This window comes from Xanthomonas cannabis pv. cannabis (assembly GCF_000802365.1).
Lineage (GTDB): Bacteria > Pseudomonadota > Gammaproteobacteria > Xanthomonadales > Xanthomonadaceae > Xanthomonas > Xanthomonas cannabis.
Map to the genome: position 1 here is coordinate 1 of NZ_JSZE01000118.1, position 17,427 is coordinate 17,427.

16 protein-coding genes and 2 pseudogenes are annotated in these 17,427 nt (G+C 67.2%); 7 read left to right on the forward strand and 11 right to left on the reverse strand.

Going from position 1 to position 17,427, the window contains the following annotated elements:
- Positions 1-859, forward strand: a pseudogene (locus OZ10_RS16935) (choice-of-anchor X domain-containing protein); the annotation flags it as partial.
- A gap of 321 nt (positions 860-1,180) precedes the next feature.
- Here OZ10_RS16935 and OZ10_RS16940 read toward each other — a convergent pair.
- Positions 1,181-1,942: an SDR family oxidoreductase gene (locus OZ10_RS16940; RefSeq protein WP_039411016.1), complete on the reverse strand. Its 762-nt coding sequence runs from the start codon at positions 1,940-1,942 to the stop codon at positions 1,181-1,183.
- A gap of 98 nt (positions 1,943-2,040) precedes the next feature.
- Here OZ10_RS16940 and OZ10_RS16945 point away from each other — a divergent pair, with 98 nt between their 5' ends.
- A complete protein-coding gene (locus tag OZ10_RS16945; RefSeq protein WP_039566079.1) occupies positions 2,041-2,955 on the forward strand; it encodes an AraC family transcriptional regulator in 915 nt (304 codons plus the stop codon).
- Between the two features lie 90 nt (positions 2,956-3,045).
- Here the strand turns inward: OZ10_RS16945 and purU are convergent, their stop codons facing one another.
- From purU to OZ10_RS16975, 6 genes are all read right to left on the reverse strand, one after another.
- The gene (gene purU, locus OZ10_RS16950; RefSeq protein WP_039411020.1) at positions 3,046-3,897 is read right to left on the reverse strand and encodes a formyltetrahydrofolate deformylase; all 852 of its coding nucleotides are present in this window, start codon (positions 3,895-3,897) and stop codon (positions 3,046-3,048) included.
- A 218-nt stretch (positions 3,898-4,115) separates the two neighbouring features.
- Entirely contained in the window at positions 4,116-4,508 is a 393-nt protein-coding gene (locus tag OZ10_RS16955; RefSeq protein ID WP_039566082.1) for an XVIPCD domain-containing protein, read from the reverse strand.
- Between the two features lie 423 nt (positions 4,509-4,931).
- Positions 4,932-5,807, reverse strand: coding sequence for an NAD(P)-dependent oxidoreductase (locus OZ10_RS16960; protein WP_039411023.1), 876 nt, complete (start codon positions 5,805-5,807; stop codon positions 4,932-4,934).
- Positions 5,808-5,844: 37 nt separating this feature from the next.
- Entirely contained in the window at positions 5,845-6,963 is a 1,119-nt protein-coding gene (locus tag OZ10_RS16965) for an NADH:flavin oxidoreductase/NADH oxidase (protein ID WP_039411039.1), read from the reverse strand.
- A gap of 60 nt (positions 6,964-7,023) precedes the next feature.
- Complete coding sequence (locus OZ10_RS16970) at positions 7,024-7,905, reverse strand: NAD-dependent protein deacetylase (RefSeq protein WP_039411025.1); 882 nt, start codon at positions 7,903-7,905, stop codon at positions 7,024-7,026.
- A 398-nt stretch (positions 7,906-8,303) separates the two neighbouring features.
- On the reverse strand, positions 8,304-9,239 hold the full coding sequence (locus tag OZ10_RS16975; RefSeq protein ID WP_039566084.1) for an alpha/beta fold hydrolase: 936 nt from the start codon (positions 9,237-9,239) through the stop codon (positions 8,304-8,306).
- Between the two features lie 89 nt (positions 9,240-9,328).
- Between OZ10_RS16975 and OZ10_RS16980 the strand changes: the two genes are divergently transcribed.
- Positions 9,329-9,751, forward strand: coding sequence for a MerR family transcriptional regulator (locus tag OZ10_RS16980; RefSeq protein WP_039566086.1), 423 nt, complete (start codon positions 9,329-9,331; stop codon positions 9,749-9,751).
- 21 nt (positions 9,752-9,772) lie between these two features.
- Here the strand turns inward: OZ10_RS16980 and OZ10_RS21600 are convergent.
- Together OZ10_RS21600 and OZ10_RS16985 are read right to left on the reverse strand one after the other, a co-directional pair.
- Positions 9,773-9,889 (reverse strand): annotated as a pseudogene (locus OZ10_RS21600) (VOC family protein); the annotation flags it as partial.
- Complete coding sequence (locus OZ10_RS16985) at positions 9,889-11,160, reverse strand: MFS transporter (protein ID WP_039566087.1); 1,272 nt, start codon at positions 11,158-11,160, stop codon at positions 9,889-9,891. The pseudogene OZ10_RS21600 and the gene OZ10_RS16985, both read right to left, overlap by 1 nt.
- A 98-nt stretch (positions 11,161-11,258) precedes the next feature.
- Between OZ10_RS16985 and OZ10_RS16990 the strand changes: the two genes are divergently transcribed.
- Entirely contained in the window at positions 11,259-12,146 is an 888-nt protein-coding gene (locus OZ10_RS16990) for a LysR family transcriptional regulator (RefSeq protein WP_039566088.1), read from the forward strand.
- A gap of 155 nt (positions 12,147-12,301) precedes the next feature.
- Positions 12,302-12,970 (forward strand): VOC family protein, encoded by a 669-nt coding sequence (locus OZ10_RS16995; protein WP_039411035.1) that lies wholly within the window; start codon positions 12,302-12,304, stop codon positions 12,968-12,970.
- Between the two features lie 17 nt (positions 12,971-12,987).
- Here the strand turns inward: OZ10_RS16995 and OZ10_RS17000 are convergent, their stop codons facing one another.
- Together OZ10_RS17000 and OZ10_RS17005 are read right to left on the reverse strand one after the other, a co-directional pair.
- On the reverse strand, positions 12,988-13,794 hold the full coding sequence (locus OZ10_RS17000; protein ID WP_039411036.1) for a TatD family hydrolase: 807 nt from the start codon (positions 13,792-13,794) through the stop codon (positions 12,988-12,990).
- Positions 13,795-14,343: 549 nt separating this feature from the next.
- The gene (locus OZ10_RS17005; RefSeq protein WP_039411952.1) at positions 14,344-15,261 is read right to left on the reverse strand and encodes a LysR family transcriptional regulator; all 918 of its coding nucleotides are present in this window, start codon (positions 15,259-15,261) and stop codon (positions 14,344-14,346) included.
- Between the two features lie 126 nt (positions 15,262-15,387).
- Between OZ10_RS17005 and OZ10_RS17010 the strand changes: the two genes are divergently transcribed.
- Both OZ10_RS17010 and OZ10_RS17015 read left to right on the forward strand, forming a co-directional pair.
- On the forward strand, positions 15,388-16,440 hold the full coding sequence (locus tag OZ10_RS17010; protein ID WP_039411955.1) for an aromatic ring-hydroxylating oxygenase subunit alpha: 1,053 nt from the start codon (positions 15,388-15,390) through the stop codon (positions 16,438-16,440).
- A 17-nt stretch (positions 16,441-16,457) separates the two neighbouring features.
- Positions 16,458-17,417 carry a PDR/VanB family oxidoreductase gene (locus tag OZ10_RS17015; protein WP_039566104.1) on the forward strand — a complete coding sequence of 320 codons (960 nt, stop codon included), beginning with the start codon at positions 16,458-16,460 and terminating at the stop codon, positions 17,415-17,417.
- Positions 17,418-17,427 lie beyond the last annotated feature (10 nt).

Sequence of the window (17,427 nt, forward strand, 5' to 3'; positions counted from 1 at the left end):
GTTCTCGCTGCGTGGGCTGCGCATCGAAGACCCGGACCATTACATCCCCTTGGTGCAGGCCGGCAGCTTGCCGTTGCAGCTGCCCGCATTGCGGCGCGCCAGCATCGCGCGGGCCACCGGCGGCATCGACGAAAGCATGCGCATGGGCCCGCGCCCGACCGCGCTGGCCAGTGCCACCGCGATGGCGCAGCCGCAGGCGGCCGGCTCGCAGCTGGTGCTGGTGCACGGCTACTGCTCCAACGGCGTGTGGCCGCAGGCGCAGTTCACCAATGCGTCCACGTTCCTGGACGCCAAGCAGAACCGCAGCAACGACCAGTTCGCACAGCGCATCGCGCAGTTCGCCAGCCAGTGGTCGTCGTTTTCCACGGTGGCGCACAGCCAGGGCGGCATGGCCGCGCTGCACCTGTACACCTACTACTGGAGCGGGCTGGATAACGCCAGCGGCGGCCGCGTGATGCAGTCGGTGGGCACGCCGTATCAAGGCACCAATCTATCCGGCGTCCTGGCCGCGGTGGGGTCGTGGTTCGGCGTGGGCTGCGGCACCAATGCGGACATGACCTACGACGGCGCCAAGGCCTGGTTGGCCGGCATTCCCGCCGATGCGCGCGCCAAGGTCAACTACTACACCACCTCGTTTGCCAAGACCAACTGGTATACCAACGACTACTGCAATGCGGCCTCGGACCTGGTGTTGAACGACCCGGAAGACGGCACCGTGGAGCAGGTCAATGCGCAGCTGCCCGGCGGCGTCAATCGTGGCCACACCACCGGCCAATGCCACACCACCGGCATGCGCGACCCGGCGCAGTACCTGGATGCCAACCGCAATGCGGTGATGAATGCGAATGCGGCCAGGTAGTGCGGTGTTCGCGATACGCACGAAAATGGCCGGCGCGCGTGCCACCATTGCGGCATGCATGGGAGCACCGGTGCGTTGCTGCAAACAGACCGGGCCACGAACAATCGCTGCCTGAAGTCGAGATGGTCGGCATACATGCCTCTCGATAAAGACACCAGCAAACGGCCTGCTGCGATGTGCTGACCATTGCGGAACCGTTGGCGGCACGGATGCCGCCAACGCAACTCCACGGACGGATTCACGGTGTGCCTCACCATCGGTGACGGCGCCGCATGTTCGACACACTGAGCCGCCAGCGTGCGGCGCAGCGTTCGAGCGGTCTTATTGGCCGATCCGAGCCGCTTCGGATGCCCATAGTTCTGCATCTGCGCCCGCAGGGATGAACATCGGCGCGTCCAGGTCGGTGGCTGCGCGCCAGATCGCTTCGGCAACATCGATCGACTGGGTTCCCGGGCCAGTAGACGCGCTCATGCGTGCCATTGTCTGCTGCATAAACGGTCCATAGACCGCGTTGTCGAGACCACGCAGACCAGTACGAGCGGTGGCACGGAATGCCGTCTCTCCGCACGAGCCTGGCGAGATGACCCGCACGCGAATGCCGAAGTCCTCCAGCTCGGCGGCCAGCGATTCGCTCAGCGCGTTCACCGCGGCCTTGGCTGCACGGTAGGCACCGATCAGCGGAAGCGGCTTGAGCGTTGCGCTCGACGACACGTTGACGATGACCCCGGCGCGGCGCGCACGCATCTGAGGCAAGAGCGCCTGCGTCACTGCAAGCGTACCGAAGGTGTTGGTTTCGAACAGCTCGCGTACCGACTGCAGGCTTGCAAGTTCCAGCGGCATGGGCGCACCGAAGCCTGCGTTGTTGACGAGGACGTCGATCGTGCCTGCCGCAGCAACCGCGGCCTGGATGCTGTCGGTATCGGTGACATCGAGCTGCAATACCTTCAACCGGGGCGACGCCGGAAACAAGTCATCGCGTGGCGTGCGCATGCTGGCGACCACGCGCCAGTCGCGCTCCAGGAAATAGTTGGCGGTTGCCAGGCCAAAGCCCGACGAGCAGCCAGTGATGAGTACGGTTTGCATGAAGCACCCTCGGTGACGTGACGAGAGATGTACGTTAGGCTTCAAGAACCATACTTTCGATATCTGAAAGTATTTAATCCATTTGCCAGAGTCCAACGATGCTCGACCCGCTTGCCGAGGTTGTACTGCTGCTCCGGCCGGCGGCACGGTTTTCCAAGCTTGTGGTTGGCGCTGGTGCGTGGTCGGTATGCCGCTCCGATGCGCCAGGCCCGTTTTACTGCGCGGTGATCGAAGGATCGTGCCGGCTGGCGCTTGAGGATGGCGAGGTGCGCGTTCTTGAAGCGGGCGACTTCGTTTTGGCACCCGCCATGCTCGCCATCACGCTCTCCAGCGTGCTGGCGTCGGCCGGGCAGGCCCACACGGTGCCAACCGATATGGGCGATGGCAGTTTCCGTATCGGTGCGCAGGACGCCCCGGTAGATCTTCGTGTCGTGATTGGCCATTGCAGCTTCGGCTCGCCGGATGCCGCGCTATTGGTGTCGCTGCTGCCCCGGCTGGTGCATGTGCGTGGTGAGCCACGCCTTGCCACGTTGGTGAATCTGGTGGGCGAAGAGGCACGCGCAACCCGACCCGCACGCGCGGAAGTGCTTGCGCGGCTATTGGAAGTGCTGTTGATCGAAGCCTTGCGCTCGCTGACAGCGAGCGACACAACGCCAGGGCTGGTGCGCGCGCTCTCCGATGTGCGCCTGGCAGCGGCGATGCGCGCACTGCACGCTGCACCGGCGCATGCGTGGACGGTCGAGGCGCTCGCCAGGGAAGCGGCGCTGTCGCGATCCTCGTTCTTCACGCGCTTCAATCGTGCGATGGGCATGGCGCCGATGGAATATCTGCTGGCGTGGCGCATGGCGCTGGCAAAGACACTGCTGTCAGAACACGGGCTTGGCGTTGCGCAGGCGGCGCAGCGGGTGGGTTACGGCTCGGCCAGCAGCTTTAGCGTGGCCTTCACTCGTCACACCGGCAGTGCACCCTCGCACTATGTGCGCGCGCAGAGTGCGGCGGCGGAAGCGCTGTGACGCCACGGCCTGCATGCGCACACGCGCGCATGATGCGAACCGATTGCGTCGACGCAACCAGCCCGTGGTGACGGGGATGCGGCCTGGACGCTAGCGAAACACCACCGTGCGATGGCCGTTGAGCACGATGCGGTGTTCGACATGGCGGCGCACCGCGCGGGCGAGCACCAGCGATTCGGTATCACTGCCCAGGCGCACCAGGTCGCGTGGCGTCATGGCATGGTCGACGCGCGCAACGTCCTGTTCGATGATCGGGCCTTCGTCCAGGTCTTCGGTGACGTAGTGCGCAGTGGCACCGATGATCTTGACCCCGCGCGCGTGCGCCTGGTGATACGGCTGGGCGCCCTTGAAGCTAGGCAGGAAGCTGTGATGGATGTTGATGGCGCGCCCGGCCAGCGCGCGGCACAGGCCGGGCGAGAGGATCTGCATGTAGCGCGCCAGCACCACCAGATCGATGTGCAGATCATCCACCAACGCGAGCAGTTGCGCTTCCTGTGCGGCACGCGTGTCGGCGCTGACCGGCAGATGATGAAAGGCGATGCCGTAGGACGCCGCCAACGGCGCGAAGTCGGTGTGGTTGGAGACGACCGCCGCGATGTCCACCGGTAATTGCCGGCTATGCATGCGGAACAGCAGATCGTTGAGGCAATGGCCCTGCTTGCTCACCAGCACCAGCAGCCGCGCGCGCCGACGCGCATCGTGCAACTGCCACGTCATCTGAAATGCGTTGGCCAACACGGCAAACCGCTGCTCGAGGCTGGCGATATCCGTGCCCGGCGGCTTGTCGAAATGCACGCGCAGGAAGAAGCGTCCGCTCTCGTCATCGCCAAATTGCTGGGCGTCGAGAATATTGCAGGCCAGATCGAACAGCAGCCCGGTGACGCGGTACACGATACCGGTGCGATCAGGGCAGGACAGGGTAAGGATGTAGTCGGAGCGCATCGGCGCAATGATAGCCAATGCATGACGCCGCCGGCGCAGTGCTTGCGTCGGTAACTGTTGCATGGTGCGAGCGCGGCGATAGCAACGATGACGCTGCAACGCGAACGACGGTGATGGTCGCCGCGGCGCCGCTGGCGTGACCCGAGCAGCAGCCTATCGATTGGCAAGGCGGCGGTCACACCATCGCCCCGGTCCGGGCTGGAGATGACGCGTGCCGCTCAGCGCGGCGGCAGACGCAGCATCAGGCGACGATTGATTTCATCCAGCTGCGCGAGCGAGTCCTCCACCGAGGTGTCCATGGCGTCCTGGGTGGTGATGTTCGCCCGCAGATGCGCCGGGTCGCCCAGATCGCCGCGCACCAGGAACACGTTTTCGCCGACCTCGCCCAGATGACGGCTGAGCACCACGTGGTCCACCTGGTCGAAGCCATGCTGTTTTGCCAGCGGCAACAAGCGCGCGGCCATGCGCTCGCTGGCCGCGTCGGTGGGCTTGTTCAATTCGGCATCGAGCACACCCACCGCTTCACGAATCTGCGCGAACAGATAATGGTCCGGATGCTCGGGATGGTCCGGGCCGACCTGGCCCTGGCTGACGACCGGCGGGGTGGTCATTGCGCGTCACCGGCACAGGCTGCTGCGCGCGAAGGGCACGCGGTGGAACCGGGCCTGTTGTGCAGGTATCGCATCGCATTCTCCGTGAAGGCGCTGGTGGTGGCCGGACCGCGTTGCGCATCGCGCAGCGCAGTGCCTGGCCGAATCGAGCAGGCACCTTAGCCGCTTGCGCAGATTGCCTCAAGCCAGCCAGCACCTGGAGCGCGGCATGACGGTGTGGCGGCGCTCTGACGTGCAGTGCAGCGGCGTTGGCGTCTGCCGCGCCCGCTCCTTGGCCGCAATGCGGTGCAGATGCAGACGCGTCATTGCGCCCGGCCATGATGTTCGTTGCACTGAAGGTGCGCCTGCAGCAGCGCCCTACGTTTCTTGAACCAACTCACCTCGCAAGCAGTACGCCTACTGACGCCAGTGCGTTCGACCGCGCTACGCCTGCCCCGCCCGACGTGCGGCAACTTCCGCCAGCACTGCCCAATCGGCGTTGCCGTCGCCATGGGCGATGGCCTCGTCCAGGTTGGCGCGCAGCAGTTCGCCCAGCGGCATCGGCACCTGCCTGTCGGCACCGGCCTGGATGGCCAGATCCACATCCTTGCGACCCAGCGTGGCGGTGAAGCCGGCCGGCGTGTACTGGCGTTGCATGATCAACTTGCCGTAGCCCTGATACGCGGGCGCGGCGAACAAGGTGCTGGTGAGCATGCCCAGGAACTGGGTGGCGTCCACGCCGTGGCCGCGTGCCAGTGCACTGGCTTCGGCCATGGCGCCGATGGCGCTGGCCAGGCAGAAGTTGGCGGCCAGTTTGACGGCATTGGCCTGCTCGGGCGCGCTGCCGATGTGCCAGGTCTGTTGCCCCAGCACATCGAACATCGGCTGCACGCGGGCCAGCGCGGCATCATCGCCGGCAGCCAGGATGTTGAGCTTGCCTGCTGCAGCGACATCGACACGGCCGAGTACCGGCGCGGCCACATAAGCCACCCCGCGCTCGGCGTGCAGGGCGGTCAACTCATGCGCCAGCGCCACCGAGATGGTGGCCATGTTGACGTGCACGCTGCCGGCGGGCAGCGCATCCAGCACGCCACCGTCCAGCACGGTCTGGCGCACCGCATGATCGTCGGCCAGCATCGAAAACAGCAGCGGGCCATGCGCCGCAGCCAGCGGCGCGTCCACGACGGTGGCACCGGCCTCGCGCAGCGACTGCGCGCGTTCCGGCGAGCGGTTCCACACGCTCAACGCAAAGCCGCCGCGCAGCAGGTTGTGCGCCATCGGCAGGCCCATCGTGCCCAAGCCCAAAAACCCTATCGGCATGCGGTGTCCTTGTTCGGAATGGCGTTGATGGTGCGGATCAAGTGGCGAACACGCCACGCGCATCGCGCGGTTCGCAGCGCAGGTATTGCGGCGCAGGCGTGACCGAGGCACCCAGCGCGGCGGCGGCATGCCACGGCCAGCGCGGGTCGTACAGGATGCCACGCGCCAGCGCGATGGCATCGGCCTGGCCGTCGCGCACAATCGCTTCGGCCTGCGCCGGCTCGGTGATCAGGCCTACGCCGATCACCGGCGTGGCGACCTGCGCCTTGATCTGCTCCGCGAACGGAATCTGGTAGCCGGCCTGCACCGGAATCTGCTGACGCGGGTCCAGCCCGCCGCTGGAGACATGGATGTAGTGCGCACCGCGTGCATCCAGCGCCTTGGACAAGGCGATGCTTTGTTGCAGATCCCAGCCACCGTCCACCCAATCGGTGGCCGAAATGCGCACACCGACAGCAATGCGCGCGGACACCGCCGCGCGCACGGCGTCGAAGATGCGCAGCGTCAACCGCATGCGGTTTTCCAGCGATCCGCCATACGCATCGCTGCGCTGGTTGCTCAGCGGCGAGAGGAACTGATGCATCAGGTAGCCGTGTGCGGCATGCAACTCGATCAGGTCCAGGCCCAGGCGTTCGGCGCGTGTGGCCGCGTCCACGAAGGCGGCGACCACCGCGTCGATGCCGGCCTCGTCCAATGCCTGCGGCGCCGGTTGGCCGGCCTTGAACGGCACGGCCGAGGCAGAAACCGTCTGCCAGCCATGCGCGTGATCGGGGGCGATGGCCTCGCCGCCCTTCCAGGGAAGATCGGTGGACGCCTTGCGGCCGGCATGTGCCAGCTGGATGCCGACCGGCATCGGCGACCAGCGGCGCACCGACTGCAGCACCGCGTCCAGCGCCTGCTCGGTAGCGTCGTCGTACAGACCCAGATCGGCGTAACTGATCCGCCCTTCCGGCAGCACCGCGGCCGCTTCCAGAATCAACAGGCCGGCGCCGGATTGCGACAAGGTGCCCAGGTGGATGCGGTGCCAATCGCCGGCACGGCCGTCCTGCGCGGAGTACTGGCACATCGGCGCGATGACGATGCGGTTGGCGAGCGCAAGCGGACCGAAGGCGATGGGGGAGAACAACTGGCTCAAGGCAGCATCCAGACGCAACATGGGGGCGCCCATTGCACTGCGCCCGGCGCTGCGACACAACCGCTGCAATGGATCACAGCGTCATGCAGAGCGCGCACTGTCGTACCTGGCCTGCGCGCTGCGCAGCGGGTCCGGCGGCTGATGCAGGAAGGCCAGCGCCTGCGCGCACGACTGCTCCACTTTCAAGGTGAGCAGATCGTCGGCGCGGGTGCGCCCGAAATTGAGCGCGGCGATCGGCAGGCCGTTGCGCGCGGCGGCCTGCACGAAGCGAAAGCCCGAATACACCATCAGCGACGAGCCCACCACCAGCACCGCATCGGCGGCCTGCAGATGCGCAAAGGCGCGCTCCACCCGCTCGCGCGGCACGTTCTCGCCAAAGAACACCACGTCCGGCTTGAGCACGCCGCCGCACACCGGGCACGGCGGCACCACGAAGGTGTCGAAGGCCACATCGTCCAGATCGGCATCGCCGTCGGGTGCTTGCGCGGCCTCAAGCGCTGCCCAGCCCGGATTGGCCTGCTCAAGCAACAGTTGAAATTCGGTGCGCGGCATGCGGCGCTCGCAGCCCATGCAACGCACCACGTCCAGACGGCCGTGCAGGTCGATCACCGCCTGACTGCCGGCCGCCTGATGCAGGCGGTCCACGTTCTGGGTCAGCAACAGTTCCAGCTGCCCGCGCGCCTCCAGTGCGGCCAGCGCGTGATGGGTGGCGTTGGGTCTGGCCTGCCCGAAGCGCGGCCAGCCGATCAGGCTGCGCGCCCAGTAGCGCTGGCGCGTGGAGAGCTCGCCCATGAAGGCCTGAAAGGTCACCGGTTGCGGACGCTTCCAGCCGCCTTGCAGATCGCGGTAGTCCGGGATGCCCGAATCGGTGCTGCAGCCGGCACCACTGAGCACGAACAGGCGCTGATGGCGCTCGATGAACGCCTGCAGCGCGTCGTTGTCGTGGGCGGGAACAGCGGTCATCGAACACCTCCAATAGCCATGGGATCACGTTACGACCGCCCTGCAGGCGCTGCCAGACCGGCCCCCCGCTCCACTGCTCGATGGCGCAGCAAATACAGTGGCATGGCGCGTTGGCACCCGGCGCGGCCCAGCACGTACTACGCAACACCGACGGCGGCGGATGCACGCCGACGGCCGCGCCTGGTGCATGCGCGCGCTCATAGATCTGGGGCTGCGCTGGTCGATTCCAAGCAAGCGCGCAGCGCATGCTGCGTCATCACGAGAAGGCGTGCAGGCGGGACCGGCGGCGGGCGGTGTCGGTGGTCAGGCGGCGCCCTGCCGGCCACTGACAGCTGGGACAGCCTTCTTGACCATGCATCCTCTCGTCCGCACGCTCCCGGCGCGGGTGGGCGCAACACTCAGTGCGCAACGCCCGTCTGCTGCACGAACTGCAGCAGATCCCGGTTGAAGCGCGGGCTGTCTTCCAGAAACGGGGCGTGGCCGGCGTCCGGATACAGGTGGATCTGTGCGCGCGGCTGCAACTGGCGCGCACGTGCCAGTGTCGGTTCGCTGAGCACCAGCGCATCGCGGGCACCGTACAGCAGCAGCACCGGCAAGCGGGTGCGCTGCAGGCCGGCGACGTCGATGGACATGCCCTGCACCGCACGCTGCATGTCCCACGAGGCCAGCGCTGCATTGGCCAGCAGGGTGTCGAACACCGGCGCAGGCGGTTGGGTGGCGAAGCACAGCCGCAGGAAGTCCTGGACTGCCTGCAGATGCGTGCGCAGGTCGTCGGAGACCAGGTCGCGATAGATTGCCGGATGCGCCCCCAACTGCTGCGCGCGCAGTTCGATCACGCCATCGACGTACACCACGCCCGCCAGGCCGCGATCGCCGTAGCGGCTCAGATAGTTGCTGATCACCGCACCACCCAGCGACCACCCCACCAGCACCGCATTGCGGGCATCCGTGGCCTTGAGCACCGCTGCCAGATCGTCCGCCCAGCGCGCGCCGTCCCGATACGCCGATGCCGCGGTCGGTTTGCCGGACAGCCCGTGGCCGCGCAGGTCGTAGCTGATCAGCCGGTAGCCCTGCAGTTGCGGGTCGGCCAGCTGTGCGTCCCAGTTGATGCGGCTGCCCAGCAGGCCGTGCACGAACACGATCGCCTGGCCGTCGGCGGCGCCATGCTCCTGCACGGCCAGGGCCACGCCGTCCGGGGCGGTCACCTGGTAGCTGCGCGAGTTGCTGGTTGCAGATGGGCTTGCTGACGCGATCGCGCAGACACACAGCAGCAGGCTGGCCAGCGTGCGCTGCCACCAGCGGGCACAGGCAGGTGAAGCGGGTCGAATGGACATGGAGATGCCTTGCAGAACAGGGAAGACGGCATCGTCGGGCCTCACACCAATGTGAGGGTCAAGCACTGCGTGCCACGTATGCTTGGCAGATGGGCACCTCTTCCACCGATGACATGCGCATCGGCGCGCTGGCGCAGCGCACCGGCGTCAGCGTGCGCTCGCTCCGCCACTACGATGCCCAGGGCCTGCTGACGTCGTCGCGCAGCGCCAATGGCTATCGGCTGTTTGCGGCCAGCTGCGTGACGCAGGTACGCCAGATTCAACGCCTGATCGGCACCGGCTTCAGCCTGGACGACATCCGCCGGTTTCCCGATTGCATGCGGCTGGTGGAAGGCGCGCCGCTGTGCCCGGAAACCCTGCCGGCGCATCGGCAACGGCTGCAGCTGATCGAACGCCAGCTGGCCGACCTGGAACGCCGACGCGCGCGCTTGCTGGCCAGCCTGGCGCAAGATCCGTCAGCGCTGGCCACGCCGCAACGCACGCACCGCAAGCGCACTCCGCCGTCGGGATGATGTGCGTTGGCCGACCCTGGTGCGCGCCGTCTCGCCGAAGCTGACCACCTGCATGCCGAGCACGCGTGCGTAGAACGCGCAGGTGGCCTCCACGTCGGCCATGGTCAATGCCAGATGACCGAGTCGCTCGATCTGCATCACTCACCTCGCGCAGGATGCGGCGCAAAGCGCCCGTAGGGTCGCGCGTCGTCCGCACGTTGGCGCAGGACGTGTGCGGCGGCAAAGGCCAGTACCAGCAGCGTCAGGCACATGCCGACCAGGCCAGACCAGCCGCCGTGCTGCCAGAACCAGCCGCCCAGCGCGCCGACCACGCTGGAGCCGGCGTAATAGGCCAGCAGATACAGAGACGCAGCATGGCTGCGATGCGCGCCACCGAGCCGGCTCACCCACGCGCTGGCCGCCGAATGCGCGATGAAAAAGCCGATCGTCACCAGCACGATGCCGGCCACCACCAGCGCCAGCACATGCGCCAGGGTCAGCGCCACGCCCAGCACGCACAGCACGATGCCGGCGCTGACCACCGGGCCACGCCCGAACCGGTCCGAGGCCGCACCGGCCACCGACGAGCTGACGATACCGAACACGTACGCACTGAAGATCATGCCGATCTGGCTCTGGCTCAGACCGAATTCCGGCCCGCCCAGGCGAAAGCCGGCGTAGTTGTAGAGGCTGACAAAGACACCCATCAGCAGGAACGGCAACGCAAACAGCCACGGCAGGTTGCGGTCGCGCAGATGCCCGGCCCAGGCGCGCAGGTGAAACTGCAGGTTGACGCCATGCCGGCGCACGAAGTGGCGGGAGGGCGGCAGCAGCCACACGAACGCGACAGCGCACAGCAGGTCGACCACGCTCAGCAGCGCCAATGCGGTGCGCCAGTCGGTGTGGTCGGTCAGCACGCTCATCGCAATGCGCCCGGTCATGCCACCGAAGGCATTGCCGGCCACATACAGGCCGGTGGCTGCCCCCAGCTTGTTGGCCGGAAGTTCTTCGCCCAGGTACACCATCGCCACCGCGGGCACACCGCCCAACGCAATACCCGACAAGGTGCGCACCACCACCAGCGCGCCCCAGTGCGGCAGGAACGCGGCCACCAGGTTGAGCACGGCTGCCAGCGCGATGGAGGCGAACATCAGCCCGCGCCGGCCCAGGTTTTCCGACACTGCGCCAGCGCAGAAGATCGCCACCGCCAGCCCGCCGGTGGCCAGCGACAGCGGCAGCGAGGCCACCGCTGCATCCACGCCGAAGGCGCGCGCGAACTCGGGCAACACCGGCTGCACGCTGTAGAGCAGCGAGAAGGTGGCAAAGCCGGCCAGGAACAACGCCAGGCGGATGCGCAGCGTTGCGGGCGGGCCGGCGTCGGCGCCGAGGGATGGGCCGGACGTGCCGGAACTACGATCGGAGGAAGACACGGGAGCGCACTGGAGACCAGGGACGGCGAGTATTCGCCTGCGCCCACCTCCTGTCCAATATATGATGCTGGCGGCTTCCATATACAAAAAAGATGCCCATGGAACTGCGTCACCTGCGTTATTTCCTGGCGGTTGCCGAGGAAGGCAACTTCACCCGGGCTGCGGCGCGGGTAGGCATCGGCCAGCCGCCGCTGAGCCAGCAGATCCAGACGCTGGAACGTGAACTGGGCACGCCGCTGTTCCGCCGTACCCACAGCGGCGCAGAGCTGACTCCGGCCGGCGAGGCGTTCCTGGGCGAGGTGCGCCGCGTGCTGGCCGACGTGGAGCGCGCCGCCGACACCGCCCGGCGCGTGGCGCGCGGAGAGTCCGGCCGGCTGCGCATGGGGTTCACCGCCTCGGCCGCGTTCAGCCCGGTGGTGCCGCGGCTGATCCGCGATTTCCGCCGGCAATGGCCGCAGGTCGAGCTGCTGCTGGAAGAAACCAACACCGCCAGCCTGCTGGTGGGCCTGGCCGATGGCCGCCTGGATGCGGCGTTCGTGCGCTACGGGCTGAGCACCCCGCCCGACCTGCAACTGCTGCGCTTTGCCGACGAGCCGATGAAGATCGCGGTGCCGGCGGCGCATCCGTTGGCCGCGCGCGCCAGCGCCCCGTTGGCGGCGCTGGCCGGCGAGCCGTTCATCCTGTTTCCGCGCAGCTTCGGGTCCAGCCTGTACGACGAAATCCTGGCCGCCTGCCGCGAATCGGGCGTGACCTTGCGCATCACCCAGGAAGCGCCGCAGATGTCGTCGATCATCAATCTGGTCGCCGCCGAACTGGGCGTGTCGGTGGTGCCCGCCTCCACCGCGCAGCTGCAGCGCCCCGGCGTGCGCTACCTGGATATCGAAGGCCGCATGCCGCTGGCGCGGCTGGCGTTGGCGGTGGCACCCGGCGCGTTGGACAGCGCGCCACTGGTACGTCATTTATGGGCGCTGGCGGAGTTGATCTGAGGCGTCGTCGGCTCTGCGATGCAGCGCATCGGACGCATGCATCGCGCTGGACGACCGCAGCGGCGCCGCGCCTGGCTGCCGACCGGCGCAGCATGGCTTGACCTCAACTGCGATTGAGGTTGTCCAATGCAGGCCCCTCACCGATCTTGAGTGCCATGCATCTCCGTCACCTTGTGCTGCCCTGCCTGGATCCCGATCTCACCCTGCGGTTTTACCGCGATGTGCTGCAGCAACCGTCGCACGGCAATACCGTGCGTATCGGGTGGAGCACGCTGGAATGCGTGCAGGCCCAGCAATCGGTGGGCAGCGTGCACCTGGCCTTCAACGTGGCCCCATCGCGCTTCGAGGCCGCTGCGCACTGGATCGGCGCGCGCGCCAGCCTGATGGGCGATTCGCAAGGTCGCCGGCATTTCGCTCTGGACGGCCCGTGGCAATCGCAGTCGGTGTATTTCGCCGGCCCCGATGGTGCGGTGCTGGAGTTGATCGCACGCGATGCCTTGCAGGATGCGCCGGCCGGCACCGGCCAGTTCCACGGCGAAGAACTGCTGTGCCTGAGCGAAATCGGGTTACCCAGCGACAACGTCGAGGTGGTGACGCGCAGCGTTGCGCATCACTTTGGCCTGCGGCCATTCGCTCCGCCCGTGGAGGGCTTTGCCGCATTGGGCGATGACCACGGCTTGTTGATCGTGGTCGACCAGCGCCGGCGGTGGTTTCCGCAACAACGGCAGCTGCCCTGGGCCGACGGCCTGCGCGTCAGCGTGGACACGCCGCAACCGGGCCTGCGCCTGCGCGATGCGCAAGGGTGGGAATTGCTGGCGGCGTGAGCCGCCGCGCTGCCCACTCATGCAGCGCTGGCCGGCGCCGGCAACCGGAAAAACGCACGTGCCGCCGAGGTGCTGTTGGCGGCGGTCACGGCCACTGCTTCGCCGCGGTCGCGCGCCAGTTCTTCCACGATATGCGCCAGATACATCGGCTCGTTGCGGCGATCCTTGGGCAGGGGCTTGAGTGTGCGCGGCAGCAGGTAGGGCGCGTCGGTTTCAATCATCAACCGGTTGGCCGGGATGTTGCGCACCAGCTCGCGCAAGTGCGCGCCACGGCGCTCATCGCATAGCCAACCGGTGATGCCGATGTAGTAGTCGCGGTCCAGATAGGCAAACAGTTCCTCGCGCGTGCCAGTGAAGCAATGCACCACCGCTGCACCCAGCTTGCCGTCGAAGCTGCGCATGATCGACAGGAAGTCGTCATGCGCATCGCGCTGATGCAGGAACAGCGGCTTGCCGTTGTCGGCGGCCAGTTGTAGCTGCCGTTCGAAGGCCTTGTGCTGGGCCGGGCGCGGTGCGAAGTCGCGGAAGTAATCCAGCCCGCACTCGCCCACTGCCACCACCTGCGGATGTGCCTGCAGGGTGCGCATTTCCACTTCGCATTCGGCGGTGAATTCCACTGCGTGATGCGGGTGCACGCCGGCGGTGGCGTAGAGGAATCCGGGGTGTTGTTGCGCCAGTTGCAGGGCCAATGGCGAATGCTCGCGGCTGGCGCCGGTGATCACCAACTGCGTCACACCGGCATCGCGTGCGCGTTGCAGTACGGCATTGCGGTCGCGGTCGAAGGAGTCGTGGGTGAGGTTGGCGCCGATATCGATCAACTGCATGCTGCGGTGTCGCCTGAAAGAGCAGGTGTGATTGTACTGGGTGGACGTTGCCCTCACTGGGTGCGCATTGCCCTCATCCGCCCTGCGGGCACCTTCTCCCGCAGGCGGGAGAAGGGAGGTCCGCAATGGGATCGGCATGCGGCCAGTGGTACCTGCATGCCATCGGCCTGCACGAACGCACGGCCTTTCCCCTCTCCCGCCTGCGGGAGAGGGGCAGGGGTGAGGGCCGCGTGCGCAACACACTCAACCGCCACAGCCACCGCCTCGTCCGCACGAACGCACAGCATTTCCCCTCTCCCGCCTGCGGGAGAGGGACAGGGGTGAGGGCCGCGTGCGCAACACACTCAACCGCCACAGCCACCGCCTCGTCCGCACGAACGCACAGCCTTTCCCCTCTCCCGCCTGCGGGAGAGGGACAGGGGTGAGGGCCGCTTGCGCAACACACTCACCTCATCACCGGCACCGCCCCGGCCGCGCACGAACGCACAGCATTTCCCCTCTCCCGCCTGCGGGAGAGGGACAGGGGTGAGGGCCGCTTGCGCAACACACTCACCCCATGGCAGGCACTGCCATCGCATCGATCTTTGCCGCCAGTGCCTGGATTGCCAGCTGCGCCGAGCGCGAGAGCTGCCGTTGCGGGGCCACGCACAGCGCCAGCGTCATCGGTTTGGTCAGGTGCTGGCGGAACGGCACGAAGGCCAGGCGTCCGTCGGCCACATCCGGGGCGGCATCCAACCACGACATCAGGCCCACGCCGGCACCGGCACGCACCAGGCCACGCAGGGTGCGCACGTCGTTGCAGTGGGTGAGCCGCTTCACATCGATGTGCTGGCGCTGGTACAGCACCTTGGCATGCTCGCCCACGATCAGCGGCGCGGCCGGCAGCAGCAGGCGGTGTTCCAGCGTCTCGCTGAGCTGTAGCTCGGTGCGGCCGCTCAGCGGGTGGCCCACCGGCATGGCAATCCCCAACGGGATGTCGGCAAACGCGCGCACCTCCAGGTCCACGCTGCTCACCGGGTCCAGCAGCAGGCCGATGTCCACATCGGCCGAGGTCACCATTTCCATCACCCGCTGGTTGCGCGCAGTGGACAGGTTGAAGGTGATGCCCGGGTACTCCTGCACCAGCGCGGCCACTGCGGCCGGCACCACACCTTCGCTGAGCGCGTCGATCATGGCGATCTCCACATGCCCGCGGCGCAGCCCCTTGAGCTCGTCGAAGCGCTCCAGGGTACGGGCGTAGGCCTTCTCCCAGCCGCGCACGTCCACCAGCAACAGCTCGCCGGCGGCGGTGAGCCGCAGCCGGCCGGGCAGGCGCTCGAACAACTGCGCGCCCAGCTCTTCCTCGGCCTTGAGGATCTGCCGGTCGATCGCCGAGGCCGACACGTGCAGCACCTCGGAGGCTTTGCGGATGCTGCCGCAGCGGGCCACTTCGATGAAGTAACGGGTGAAGCGGGAAAAGGTCAGCATGCGGCGTAGCTCGGTTGGCGTTGCATTTTTTGCAATGGCTTGGCGGAAAAACGATGTTTGATCACACACCCCCGGCTTCCTAGAGTCAATCCGGCACCGCTCCCGCCTCATGCCAGAGACCGCCCCATGGATGTCGCCGTCCCCGCCCTGCCGCTGCACTGCACCTTCGCCGCCGCCGACTGGCAGCGCCTGGCTCAGCACTGGCATGCGGTGGCGCTGAGCAGCGAGGTGAGCGAAGCGCCGTTCAAGGCCACCCTGCTGGACGAGCCGCTGGTGCTGTACCGGCTGGGCGAGGAATTGGTGGCCGCGCGCGACGTCTGCCCGCACCGCGGCGTGCCGCTGAGCATGGGCACGGCCGATGGCGGCGGCGTGGTGTGCGCCTATCACGGGTTGCGTTTCGGCAGCGGTGGCCGCTGCAACCACATCCCGGCCAGCCCCAGCCAGAACATCCCGGCCAAGATGCGCCTGCACACCTACGCGGTGGCCGAGCGCTACGGGCTGATCTGGGTGTGCCTGTCCAGACCGGCCGGGGTGAGCGATGCGGAAATACAGATTCCGCCGATGCCGGGCTGGGACGAAGACGGCTTCCAGCAGATCGTGTGCCCGGCCTTCGACATCGGCGGCAGTGCCGCACGCCAGCTGGAAGGCTTCATCGACGTGGCGCATTTCGCCTTCGTGCACACCGCCACCTTCGCCCAGCCGGACAAGCGCGAAGTACCGGCCTACACCACCACCGAAACACCAACCGGCTTCAACGCCGATTACCTCAGCAGCGTGGCCAATTATTCGGTGGACATGCCGCTGCCGGACGTGGACCCCGACTTCCAGTGGCTGCGGCATTTCGAAGTGCATCTGCCGTTTACGGCCACGCTCACCATCCATTTTCCGGTGCCGGGCAAGCGGCTGGTGATCATGAATGCCGCCAGCCCGGTCTCCAAGCACAAGACCCGGCTGCTGGTGCCGATCGCACGCAATTTCGACACCCATCTGCCGGTGGAAGACGTGCATGCCTTCAACCTGCGCGTATTCGAAGAAGACCGCGCCATGGTCGAGGCGCAACGGCCCGAATACCTGCCGCTGGACCCGCTGCTGGAAGTGCACATCCCGGCCGACCGCAGTTCCATCGCCTATCGCCGTGGCCTGCGCAGCCAGGGCTACAGCGACTTCTTCCTGCGTTGACCGCCAAGGAGCACGCCATGAGCCTGCATGAAGTGCGCGTTGCCGCGGTCATCGACCAGGGCCATCGCCAGCGTGCAATCCGATTGGAACCGATCGATGCCGGACTGCCCGCCTTCGAGGCCGGCGCGCATGTCGACCTGCATCTGCCGGACGGCATGATCCGCCAGTATTCGATTGCCAGCGCGCCGCATGTGCGCGATCACTACCTGTTGTGCGTCAAGCTGGCCGACGCCTCGCGCGGCGGCTCACGGCACCTGTGCGAGCAGCTCAGCACCGGCGACCGCCTGCAGATTTCCAGCCCGCGCAACCTGTTCCCGCTGCATGCGGGCGAACGGCACGTGCTGCTGGCCGCCGGCATCGGCATCACCCCGCTGCTGTCGATGGCCGAAGCGCTGGAAGCGCGCGGCGAGCCCTTCGTGCTGCATTACTACGTGCGCCGGCATACCGATGTAGCGTTTTCGCAGCGCCTGCAGCAAGGCTTTCTGCACGGCCAGGTGCAGATGCACCTGAGCGATGGCGGGCAAAGCCCGCGTGTGCATATGCCCGAGGAACTCGGACAGGCGCGCGCACACGACCAACTGTATCTGTGCGGGCCGGCGGCGTTCATGGACCATTTCACGCAGCTTGCCAAGACCCATGGCTGGCGCGCGGCGCAGGTGCACCGCGAGCACTTTGCCGCCGCCGACCCGGCGCTTGCACACGATGCCGATCACGCCTTCGAAGTGGAACTGGCCGCCAGCGGCCGTGTGGTACAGGTGCCAGCCGATTGCAGCATTGCCAGCGCGCTGCTGAATGCCGGCATCGAGGTGTCGTTGTCGTGCGAACAGGGCATGTGCGGCGCCTGCCTGACCGGCGTGGTCGCCGGCACGCCGGATCACCGCGACAGCGTGCTCAGCGACAGCGAACGCGCCAGCAATGCGCAGATCACCCTGTGCTGCTCACGCAGCCGCTCGCCGCGCCTGGTGCTGGATCTGTGAGTGCGTGACC